The 7,462-nt window shown below is 45.7% G+C and carries 6 protein-coding genes; 1 reads left to right on the forward strand and 5 read right to left on the reverse strand.

The window, feature by feature from the left end; translation table 11 throughout:
• The 5 genes from RMO79_RS06800 to RMO79_RS06820 form a co-directional block, all read right to left on the reverse strand.
• Nucleotides 1–419, reverse strand: a 419-nt coding sequence (locus RMO79_RS06800; protein WP_310482317.1) for an FAD-dependent oxidoreductase, incomplete at its 3' end; no start/stop codon positions are given.
• 94 nt (nucleotides 420–513) lie between these two features.
• On the reverse strand, nucleotides 514–2,337 hold the full coding sequence (locus RMO79_RS06805; RefSeq protein WP_310482318.1) for a tetratricopeptide repeat protein: 1,824 nt from the start codon (nucleotides 2,335–2,337) through the stop codon (nucleotides 514–516).
• Nucleotides 2,338–2,500: 163 nt separating this feature from the next.
• Complete coding sequence (locus RMO79_RS06810) at nucleotides 2,501–3,862, reverse strand: NAD(P)/FAD-dependent oxidoreductase (RefSeq protein ID WP_310482319.1); 1,362 nt, start codon at nucleotides 3,860–3,862, stop codon at nucleotides 2,501–2,503.
• A 162-nt stretch (nucleotides 3,863–4,024) separates the two neighbouring features.
• On the reverse strand, nucleotides 4,025–4,723 hold the full coding sequence (locus RMO79_RS06815; RefSeq protein WP_310482320.1) for a lipase: 699 nt from the start codon (nucleotides 4,721–4,723) through the stop codon (nucleotides 4,025–4,027).
• Nucleotides 4,724–5,113: 390 nt separating this feature from the next.
• Nucleotides 5,114–6,298 (reverse strand): NAD(P)H-quinone oxidoreductase subunit H, encoded by a 1,185-nt coding sequence (locus RMO79_RS06820; protein ID WP_310482321.1) that lies wholly within the window; start codon nucleotides 6,296–6,298, stop codon nucleotides 5,114–5,116.
• Between the two features lie 277 nt (nucleotides 6,299–6,575).
• On the opposite strand from RMO79_RS06820, the gene RMO79_RS06825 reads away from it, so the two are divergent.
• Complete coding sequence (locus RMO79_RS06825; protein WP_310482322.1) at nucleotides 6,576–7,316, forward strand: HAD family hydrolase; 741 nt, start codon at nucleotides 6,576–6,578, stop codon at nucleotides 7,314–7,316.
• The last annotated feature ends 146 nt before the right edge of the window (nucleotides 7,317–7,462 follow it).

Consider the following 7,462-nt stretch of genomic DNA (forward strand, 5'->3'; position numbering starts at 1 on the left):
TCGAGTTTGTAGGCATCCTGAAGCGATCGAAAGGCGATTGTGTGTTCTTTGACTCCAGACACGCTCTCAGATGGAGTTTCGCAACCTAAAGCCAATACCAATCGATCGTACTCAATTTCCGTACCATCTTCTAAAGTCACCGAACTTTGGGCTTTATCGACCCAATCGACAGATCCTTGAACGAACCGAATATCCGTCCCTTTTAACAGTTCGGCAAAGGGTGGCGCGATTTCCCAGCCCTGCATTTCCCCGGTAATTAACTCGTAGAGCAGAGGCGTAAATACAAAATTAGGTTGACGATCGATCAGGGTAATTGCGGGCTTTTGCCCTGGTTCCCAAGCTAGTTGATTCAATCTGAGGGCGGTATACAAACCACCAAATCCCCCACCGAGGATACAGATACGCGGTACTGAAGTCATAAGTGTTAGGGTAATTAGCGATCGACATAAAGCTGCTTTACTTACTGTAACAATTTTGAGACGGCTAGGTGTTTGCAAGGATGAGTTCCCACCCTTACTGGATCGCTTTCAAGATTGTCATCACCTCTTGATAGTCCTTGGTATTGCCGCGTTTTTGGTAAAGTGCGGCAGCTTGCTGGAGTGCAGTTTTAGCTTGAGCGCGATTCTTCAATCCGATGTACGATACGCCTCGGAGTAGTTGTGAATCGGGAGATACGGGATTAAGGGCGATTGCCCGATTGGCATCGGCAAGCGATCGTTGGAACTGTTGTTTGCTGACATAGTAAATAGCACGTCCTTGATAACCAGTTTCACTGTTAGGATTGATTTGGAGTGCTTTTTCCACATCAGCTAAACCTTGTTGAAAGTTTTTCTGTTGCATGTAAGCAATACCGCGACGAGCGTAATTCAGATCGTCGTTGGGCTTGATTTCGATGGCGCGGTTGAATTCGGAGATCGCCCGCGCATAGTCTCCGATAGAAAGATAAGCTACTCCCCGCATACCATAGCCGATCGGATTTTTGGGACTGATGGCAATGGCTCTAGCGGAATCGGCAAATCCAGCTTCTTTGTTGCCAGCACTTACTCGGATGAATCCTCGGTAAGCGTAAGCGAGGAAACTATTGGCATTGATTTGAATGGCGCGGTTGAAGTCTGAGTCAGCACCTTGAGGATCGCCGATCAGATATTTAGCTACTGCTCGCACACTATAACCATCACCAAGATTTGGATCGATTGCTAGTGCTTGGTTAATCGATTGGATTGCCTTATTTGGATCGGCATATTGTACCTCTACATAGCCGCGATAAAGGTAGCTGCGGGCACTACGGGGATTGAGCGCAATCGCCCGATCGAAATCGGCAAAGGCTCCTTTGGAATCACCGAGCGTAGTCCTGCCAACGCCTCTGAGCGCATAAGCATCAGCGGATTTGGGATTTAATTTCAACGCAAGATTGGCATCGCGAACCACCTCTGTATCATTACTTAGATACAGATTTGCTTCTGCTCTGGCAATGTAAGCAGCAGTATATTTCGGCTTGGCAGCGATCGCCCGATCGAACCCCGAAATCGCGCCGGGATAGTCGCCCTGACGAAATTTGGTGGCAGCGGTGACAAAGAAATCATCGGCGGTAGTCGTGCGAGGCTGAGTGGCAATTACTGGTGCAGTCGAGCCGAGTTGTACCCCCATTTGGCTGGCAAGTTTGAGAAAGGAATTAACGGGAATGCCCAGGTTAAATCCGGTTTTTACCAACACATTGGCATTAATATCCGATGGTTTGTTACTCTCTCTCACGTCGCCCCTACCGTGGATGGCAATTAGTTCGCCGCGCTCGTTTAAAACTGGCCCCCCGCTCATCCCTGGCAGGGTATTACAGCTATAGACGATCGAATACCCCTTCTCGAAAGGTTGAGAGCTATTAGCGGTAATTTTGCCATCGCTGAAGGTATAAACCGACTGGGTAATTGCTGCCGTTGCGACTGGAAACCCGGATACATAAGCCAGACTTCCCTCGATCGCATTATTAGAATCTCCAATTTTAACGATCGGATATGTGCGATTGCTTTGAAATTTAACGATTGCTAAATCGAGATTACCATTCGGTGCTAATTGTCGCTCGCTAACAGTATATTTTTGACCGTCATTTAATTCGATCGTATATTTTTCGTCGGTCTTTTTAACTACATGAGCGGCGGTTAAAACGGTATATGTATTACCAGTACGGGCGATAATCGAGCCAGATCCGCGATCGTCGGGCGTTTTAATCGAAACAGTCACACTTTTGGCAATTCTCGATACTTCTGTAGGCGAGATTGCCGTCGCAGGTAAAACAATAACTAATGGTGCGATGATGCCACACGTAGCCAGCCAAGTTTTCATAAGCGCGATCTAACTAATGATTTGAAAATAGTATAACGACGATCGGGCATGAGAATTTTTACTATGTGACAGTTTTTCGCGTGGTTGAGTCAAAAATTCAGGGTAGGGGTAATTCATGAATTACCCCTACCCTGAATTTTCGGGTACCAAAAGCTCCCCGCTCCTAAGCTTTAATGCTAACTTTAACATTCGGCGACACAAAATAATCACCGCGATCGTCAACGCCGATTTGTCCGAGCGATTCATCACCTGTAATCAGTCTCGCACCGCGTTTGCGCGTGAAATAACTCCAAGCCCACTGAATGAATACCACCAATTTACTATCGAATTCAATTAGATAATAAATATGAACGAATACCCAAATCAACCAGGCAAAAAATCCTGACATTTTCACCTTACCAAAATCAGCTACTGCCGAATGTCGGCCGATTACCGATAAACTACCCGCATCATAATATTCAAAAGCTGGCAAACTTTCCCCAACGAGTCGCCGCTCGATTAAATCTGCTACATACTTACCTTCTTGAGTCGCCACTGGTGCGACTCCCGCTAGCGGTTTGCCATCTGGCTTGGTAAAGTTTGCCAAATCGCCAATGACAAACACTTGAGGATAGTCTTTAATACTTAAATCCGACTGTACCATCACTCGCCCGACTCGATCGAGTTCGACTCCGGTATGTTCGGCTAATATTTTACCCATCGCCGAAGCTTTAACGCCCGCCGCCCACAACACCGTTCGAGCCTCTACTCGCTCGATCTTCTCGCCCTGACGGATGGTAACGACGTTATCTTCGATATTTGTCACCAATGCCTTTGTCTGCACCTTCACGCCCAATTTAACCAGCGATGCTTCGGCTTTGGCAGATAGTTCTGGTGGATAAGGTGGCAAAACTCGATCCATCCCTTCAACGAGAATGATTTTAGCTTCGGCAGTATCGATATTGCGAAAGTCTTTTTTAAGAGTACTATATGCTAGTTCAGCGATCGCCCCAGCTAATTCTACTCCAGTTGGGCCGCCACCGACGATCGCAAAGGTCAGCCATGCGCGGCGTTTTTCAATATCGGTTTCTTTCTCGGCGGCTTCAAACGCCATAAAAATCCGGCGACGCATTTCTAGTGCATCTTCAACAGTTTTTAAGCCGGGAGCCGCAGGTGCCCATTGCTCGTTCCCAAAATAGTGATGGCTGACACCTGTTGCCACAATCAGGGTGTCGTAATTTATCTCGCCCTTATTCAAAAAAACTTTCTGCTGGTGAGGATCGATATCTCTCACCTCGCCCATAATTACCTTAGTATTTTGTTGCTTATTGAGGATCGATCGTAATGGTGAGGAAATATCCGCAGGGGACAAACCACCCGTGGCTACTTGATAAAGCAGTGGTTGGAACAGGTGAAAATTACGTTTGTCGATTAGTGTTACTTGGACGTTCGCTTTCCCTAGCGACAGCGCGGCGTGAAGTCCACCAAAACCACCACCAATAATTACGACATGATGTAGCGATTGATGCTCAACTTTGTTTGTCACGATCGGGTATCCTCAATTCAATCTTAGATGGTAATTATACCCATCAACTCACCCGATCGGTGAAATCGATGATGGTTGCCCCTAGCTTAACTCACATCTGACGATCGTTGTTGAGACAGTGTGCCAGCTTATGGGTGCAGTTACTAGTATTTAATGATAGTACTATTTTAAATATTCAATCCATTGCGATCGCACCTCTGGCGAACCATACCAAATTCCCGCAGTACGGGGCGAATGTTTTACCCCTTCGATCGTAATATTTGTCGCACCTGCTAAATGTGCCGCTTCGATGGGTGTAATGCCATCACCCCAAGTATTGCCGATGCCACAAGTCTGTTGATAGCTACTATAAGCCAACCACTGACCGCGCTTTTTTTCGCCATAGATCGATTTACCTGCAACGCAAATATATTCCAAATCTGAATACATCGCCCCAGGATAATTATCGTTAACAAAATCGAGATTTTTTCGCGTCCAGCGTTCGCCGCTAATATGTGGCGTACCGAGCGTAATTAGAGTGGCAATTTTAGATCTGGCATCCCATAATTTTGCCGATTCCGTAACATCGCCATGAATTGTATACGGAATTTCGCCTAAATAAATTCGACTAATCCAACCGCCTGCGGAATGTCCGATTAAATTAATTTGGGTGGCTTGATTATTAGTTAAAGCTTCATTAATAGTGCGATCTAGTTGTCGTAAAATTGGTACCATCGAGCGACCGCCAAGCGTGGGGAGCCAATCGCGTTTGCAGAGCGGTACTGTTGTCGTCGGCGTACCGAGTGCGGTTAACGCTTGTTGTAGGGGTAGATAAACATCAGCACTTTCGAGATAGCCAGGTAAAATAACGGTAGGTAGCATTAAGTTAGTTGAAAGTTGAGTTTCTCCACTCCCAATCTTCGCTATCTAAAATAGAGAATTCTGTCAGCTCTAGATCTGTCAAAAAATCATTAGCAGTCGCAGCGATAGATGCTTTGAGATATTGATGCCGCTCGGCAATTGGAAGCTGGGCAAGTTGTTGTAGGAATAATGCCGATGCTGTTTCTGAAGTAGATTTCTGTCAGAGAAATTCAGTAAAATTTAAGACTTCTTGCTGTTGGGTGGGTGATAGTTGTCTTAACTTACTGAGGATAATTTGCTCGTATTCAATTGTGGTTTGCATAATTAGCTCTTCATGCTGGTTAAGCTTAGAACTCGCGATCGATCTGAAACTAATTCCAGCTCGATCGCTAACATAACTTGTATGACTTATTATCGATCGACAGAACCCATAATAATATCGACACTACCCAGAATTGTCACGATATCCGCAACTTTTACACCGCGTAAGAGATGGGGGATAATTTGGACATTATTAAAATCAGCAGCGCGAATTTTCCACCGCCAGGGGAAGATATTATCTTCACCGATAATAAAGATGCCTAATTCGCCTTTACCACTTTCTACCCGTACGTAATGTTCGCCTTTAGGAATCTTAAATGTGGGTGCGACTTTCTTACTGATATATTGATAGTCCATCCCATCCCACTCAGATTTTGGCCCAGCAGCCAGACGTTTGGCTTCGAGATTTTCGTAGGCACCACCAGGTAAAGCAGCAATAGCTTGGCGAAGAATTTTCACCGACTCTCGCATCTCGCGAATCCGCACGAAATAGCGTGCCAGACAGTCGCCAGCAGTCTCATAATGGACATCCCAATCGAAATCGTCGTAGCACTCATACTTATCGACCTTTCGCAGATCCCACTTTACGCCAGAACCGCGCAACATCGGGCCGGACAAACCCCAGTTAATTGCCTCATCGCGGCTAATCGTACCGACTCCTTCTACCCGACGGCGGAAGATGGGATTATTGGTAATTAACTTCTCGTACTCATCCACTTTGGGCATAAAGTAGTCGCAGAAGTCCAGACATTTATCGATCCAACCATAAGGTAAATCGACAGCCACCCCACCGATCCGGAAATAGTTATTATTCACCATCCGATAGCCTGTCGCGGCTTCCCACAGATCGTAAATCAGCTCCCGTTCGCGGAAGATGTAGAAGAATGGAGTCTGCGCGCCGACATCTGCCATAAATGGGCCGAGCCAGAGCAGATGGTTAGCGATGCGATTGAGTTCTAGCATAATAACGCGAATATGGCTGGCACGTTTGGGAACCGCAATATTCGCCAATTTTTCGACCGCATTAACAGTAATCGCTTCGTTAAACATCCCCGCTGCGTAGTCCCAGCGGCTGACGTAAGGCACGAACATCAGGTTGGTACGGTTTTCGGCGATTTTTTCCATACCGCGATGCAGATAGCCAATGACGGGTTCACAATCGACGACATCTTCACCGTCGAGAGTGACAATCAACCGCATCACCCCGTGCATTGATGGGTGGTGCGGCCCCATATTCAGCACCATCGGTTCGGTTCTAGTTTCGAGTTGTGCCATATTCTCTACTTACAATCGCGCTCTGAAATGAACTTGTACTAATTACTCTTTGCTGCCACGAATGGCGGAGCATCCACATCTGCGATAGATAACTCTATCTAATATTATAGAGGTTTGCAGTCGATCGGTATCAGCTCAAATTAGATATTAGTAACTAGGGACAGGGAGACGGGGAGACGGGGAGATAAGCTTACTTCTTACTTCTTACTCCCATCTCTCATCGTGATAACATCACTAAAGTTGGAGATTCACTTAATAAAATAGGGAAACTGTGGGGATGAGCGCGTTACAAGCACTAATTTTTGATGTCGATGGGACTTTAGCCGATACCGAACGCGATGGACATCGAGTGGCATTTAACCAAGCATTTGCTCATGCTGGATTAGACTGGGATTGGTCGATCGAACTATACGGGAATTTATTAGCGGTAACAGGCGGGAAAGAGCGGATGCGCTTTTATTTAGATACTTACCGTCCCGAAATCCAAATGGCAGACAGTACCATTGCCGATCTCCACAAAGCAAAAAACCAGTATTACGCTCAACTATTAGCTGATGGGAGAATTCCATTACGTCCGGGAGTCAAACGACTATTAGATGAAGCGCGTGCTGCTAATTTACGACTGGCGATTTCTACTACTACCACGCCTGCAAATGTCTTCGCATTATTAACCGGAAATATTGACGCTAACTGGTTTGAAGTCATTGCTGCTGGCGATATCGTTCCTAAGAAAAAACCCGCCTCAGATATTTACGATTACGTACTGGAGCAAATGAAATTACCCGCTTCAGCTTGTCTAGCATTTGAAGATTCTGAAAATGGACTAATTTCAGCGATGGATGCTGGCATTGAAACGATCGTGACAATTAATGATTACACGCAAGACCATAATTTCGATCGCGCCAAACTAGTATTATCCGATCTTGGCGAACCCGATCGTCCTTGTCAAGTTATTCGCGGCAATACTTACGGTTCTGGCTGTGTCGATTTACCCTTGTTGGCAAAATTAGTAGAATAAATATACGGCTCTCTCGTAGTTAAGGTTATAATTTAAACTTATTAAAGCAATCGGAGCGAAGCGGAGATTACTTTAATAAGCAAGCTAATAGTTTTTCTCTCATGAGACTAAAGTTCTTGAATCCATAGCTTTGACGCACAATTAAT

It is taken from the genome of Chamaesiphon sp. VAR_48_metabat_403, from assembly GCF_031422475.1.
In the GTDB taxonomy this organism is placed as follows: domain Bacteria; phylum Cyanobacteriota; class Cyanobacteriia; order Cyanobacteriales; family Chamaesiphonaceae; genus Chamaesiphon.

What these genes read in the sequence shown, in the direction of transcription:
- RMO79_RS06805 (WP_310482318.1), bottom strand. Translation starts at nt 2,337, where the DNA reads ATGAAAACTTGGCTGGCTACGTGTGGCATCATCGCACCATTAGTTATT.
- RMO79_RS06815 (WP_310482320.1), bottom strand. Translation starts at nt 4,723, where the DNA reads ATGCTACCTACCGTTATTTTACCTGGCTATCTCGAAAGTGCTGATGTT.
- RMO79_RS06820 (WP_310482321.1), bottom strand. Translation starts at nt 6,298, where the DNA reads ATGGCACAACTCGAAACTAGAACCGAACCGATGGTGCTGAATATGGGG.
- RMO79_RS06825 (WP_310482322.1), top strand. Translation starts at nt 6,576, where the DNA reads ATGAGCGCGTTACAAGCACTAATTTTTGATGTCGATGGGACTTTAGCC.